This window comes from Salinispora cortesiana (genome assembly GCF_000484695.1).
GTDB lineage: Bacteria > Actinomycetota > Actinomycetes > Mycobacteriales > Micromonosporaceae > Micromonospora > Micromonospora cortesiana.
In genome coordinates this window covers 1-3,408 of record NZ_AXVR01000128.1, presented here as the reverse complement: position 1 = coordinate 3,408, position 3,408 = coordinate 1, and the positions used below count along the sequence as shown (strand labels likewise).

At 65.8% G+C, this 3,408-nt stretch carries 4 protein-coding genes; 2 read left to right on the top strand and 2 right to left on the bottom strand.

Features of this window, described 5'->3' with window-relative positions; all coding sequences use genetic code 11:
• The first annotated feature begins 81 nt into the window (after positions 1–81).
• Positions 82–381, top strand: a complete 300-nt coding sequence (locus K228_RS26235) for a hypothetical protein (RefSeq protein ID WP_033777391.1) — start codon at positions 82–84, stop codon at positions 379–381.
• Between the two features lie 436 nt (positions 382–817).
• On the opposite strand, the gene K228_RS0124245 is transcribed toward K228_RS26235, so the two are convergent.
• Positions 818–1,135, bottom strand: a complete 318-nt coding sequence (locus tag K228_RS0124245; RefSeq protein ID WP_025620695.1) for a hypothetical protein — start codon at positions 1,133–1,135, stop codon at positions 818–820.
• Positions 1,136–1,876: 741 nt separating this feature from the next.
• Here K228_RS0124245 and K228_RS28630 point away from each other — a divergent pair.
• Positions 1,877–2,359, top strand: coding sequence for a hypothetical protein (locus K228_RS28630; RefSeq protein WP_155251635.1), 483 nt, complete (start codon positions 1,877–1,879; stop codon positions 2,357–2,359).
• 263 nt (positions 2,360–2,622) lie between these two features.
• On the opposite strand, the gene K228_RS0124225 is transcribed toward K228_RS28630, so the two are convergent.
• On the bottom strand, positions 2,623–3,162 hold the full coding sequence (locus tag K228_RS0124225) for an alpha/beta fold hydrolase (RefSeq protein ID WP_025620692.1): 540 nt from the start codon (positions 3,160–3,162) through the stop codon (positions 2,623–2,625).
• Positions 3,163–3,408 lie beyond the last annotated feature (246 nt).

The window sequence follows — 3,408 nt, the reverse complement described above, 5'->3', positions numbered from 1 at the left end:
CCCGGTTGACCCCTATCGAGTACGAGACCACCATGACCCCACCGGCCAGTCAGGCCGCGTAACTGGAACTGTCACCCATCGGTGCAGCAGACCCCTGAGAACTTCCGATGGAAGCTATGGGGTGCTGCAGCCACTCGTCGTCTCGGCACTACGTTCCTACCGCAACTCGCCGACATCACTGAGGAGAACCGCGGGCACCTCCAGGTCCCGCCCAGCCAGCTCGACGCCTTTGAGCAGGAGGTTACACTGCTGACGGGCAACGTGGAGCAGCTATCGACGGCGACCGGATTAGCGGCAGATCGCGTTCTTCACTACCTGACCAACATGCAAGGTGCGGTAGAACGCGCCAAGGCGCTACACGGCGGCATCATCATCTGGTAGCAGCCCGCTGGGTCTCGGTCGGGCGAAACGTGCTGCGGAGGCGGCGAAGACGGCACTGTTCCACCCCGCGTCCGATCTTGCTGAGCATCGGGCTCGGAAGAGTTCCGGGTAGTTGTGTCCTCAGATAGTGATCATACGATGCTCTTGATCGCCGCCCGTCGACCCCAGACATAACGAAGGGCCTGGTCAGCGGTGTGACCAGGCCCTTCGTTATCCCGAGCCGCCTGACGGAATCGAACCGTCGACCTACGCTTACCGAACGTCACGCTCTCTGACTTGTCATCGATCGTCAGAATCCATCGTTGACCTGCACAGACGTGATCGTCGACTTATCAGCGCTTGTGACACGCAGTGGACCCTTGGCCGGGGTTTTCGGGGGGTAAACGGGGGGCACCGTTGACCGTTGCCGCGATCGCCGTCACCCACAAGCAGGCACCTAGCATGCGTCACGGTGCGATGCGGTGAGCGCGCTCAGCCACAACCGGGCGGCGCGGATTCCGGCACACAACTGCTCAGCGCCGGCGTCGGCTCGCCGGGCGACCTTCATGGCCTGGTTGAGACGGCCGCTGACCACGTCGAACGGCAACCCGGACAGCCGCCTGATCAACGCGACGAGGCTCATGAGCTCGGCGCCCAACTCGCTGCGGCGGTGTCCGGCCCAGGGCAGGTCGTCTGGAAACATCTGCCCGGCCATCTCCGCATCCAGCTGCTCGCCGCACGGGCCGCAGAACTCCAGCGATTCGGAGACCGGCACCGAGGTGCACGACAGGCAGACCAAATTGTCGCAGTACGCACACGAGAACGAGGCGGAGTCTGCCAGGTCTACGCTCCGTCCGGGCTGCGTCTGGACGAGGAGACGCTCGACGGAGATGCACTCGCCGCGGCAGCGCTTAAGGTTCTCGCGGAGCTGGTCGACGCGGCGGCGGGTCTGTTCGGCGGCGCAGTCAGCGCAGACAGTGAACCGTCGATGACCGGGCGACACTGGCAGTCCATGCAGACCGGATGATCACCCCACGCGCACCAAGACATCGATCCTGACGCGTTGCGCCAGGCCAGGTACTGCGACTGACACCCTTCCCAGCACGGCGGCAGCTGCGGGCCGTCGTCTCGCCGGTTCGTCGGCATCTTACTGTACGGTACCCCTGCATCGATCGCGTTCGCGCGGCGGTCAGCCTTACGGGCTCGGTTGGGGGCCACGACATCTCCTCCGCGAAGGTTCCCGCGCACCTCCGCCCGAAGTACGACATCGCGGTTTCGGAGCACGGCGGGATGGTGGCGAGTCGTAGACCCTTTGACCTCGCCTCACGGCAGATGCCCCGGCGCGGGCCGGAGCATCCCGGGCACAACCACCATGGGGTGCACGGACGACACAGGCTGGCAGAGAGCAGCCGGAGAGGAAGCTCCACATCGACGAGGCCGGCCCAACCTCCGCTATTCATAGTGGATAGCGGGTATCGAGGGTGATCGAGGAGAAGTGCGCCCGGCCTGCAAGGGTGTGGTTGCTAGGACGGGCCTGCTCAACTGGCTAGCGCAGGCGGACACCGACGACGGCAAAGGGGACGGCCTGACCAGCGACGATCGCAAGGAGTTGGCCACGCTGCGGAAGGAGAAACGGCGCCTGGAGGTCGAGAACGAGATCCTGCGCCCGGGTCGGCGGCCGAGGCGCTGGCCGGCCGGAGCGAGCTGCTCAGCCGCCCCACTCGCCGTGGAGAAGCTCGCGCGTGACGCTCACCTGCTGGCGGATCTCGTGCGCGACGCGATCCTGAGTCACGGCGAGGCGGTACGCGGCCCGAAGTCCGAGCCGTCGAGCGTCGCGCTGCTCGAGATGGCGGCATCCAACAGCCGACCCACCAGTGTCACCAGCTCCAACAACGGTTCCTTCAGGGGGTCGATCCCGCAGCCGGCGAGTCGCTCCGCGCGCATCTGGATGTCCTCGAGGTCGAGCGCAGTGAAGCCAGCCGACGTGCAGGGTCCCTGATTGAGCACTCGAGACGCGACGTCGACCAACTGGTCGAGCACCCCGTCGATCTTTTATAGCCGAATGCGCCAGCTGTCTCGGCGACCCACCTTGGCCGCCTGCTCCACACGCTCGCGACGGGCTTCCGCGTCTCGATCACGCTGGTCTGCCAGCGCCGCCTCGGCGTGCATCCTCTCGACGGCTCGCTGGCGTCGTGCGAGTGCAACGGCTACGCCGATGCCCAGGATGCCGACCACGATCCCTGCGATACCGATGACTCGCGGTCAGGTCAGTTGGGACAGGAACTTTTCCATTTCCGTGCCGACAGCGCCCAGGGCCTCGGTGTAAGCCCGCAGCGGTCCAGGCGGCCGCAAGTCATGGTTGGCGCCTTCGATGGAGAGGACCGTCTTGCCCGTCCGCGCCGCAGCGTCAGAAACCCAGGTCCGATCTCGGGCACCTCCGACGAGCAGGGCTGGCGCCGGGTTACGGGCGATCGCCTTGGTCACTGCGTCGTCGTACAGAAGTGGCGTCAGCCAGATCGCCGGCAGTTGCCGCTCAGCCGCCAAACCGGCGGCGTATGTTCCGAGCGACTTGCCGATGATCACAGGTCGCAGGCCGGGCTCCGCATCGGCGAGCCGGTGCAGTGCCGCCGAGACGTGCGCTCTGACGAATGGCTCAGGCCCGATGTCCAGCAGCCCGTCTGGCACGGTCCACGTGATGGTCTCGATGGTGGCGCTGAGATCGGTGAGCGCTTCGCCGGCGAGGTGGAGCAACGGCGCCTGCGGGCCGTAACCGCGTCCTGGGACGATAATTCCAGCGGTCATCCGGAGACTGTAGCCGTTTTGCGCCGTTAGCAGCCCTGCTGCACCTGTACGCAGGCAGAGGTTCGCCTACCTCCCCAGGGCGGTGACGCGCCGCCGCACGTGAAGACATCCGACAAACTGGATCATGACCACCGCAGGTACTCGCGTCCAGAGCAGGGCGGGCCTTTCGGCAGGCTAGTGTCCTGAGTCGTTAGTTCGGCCGCAGTATGTGGCGAGGCTGTTGAGGATCTCGTCTGCGGTTCTGGT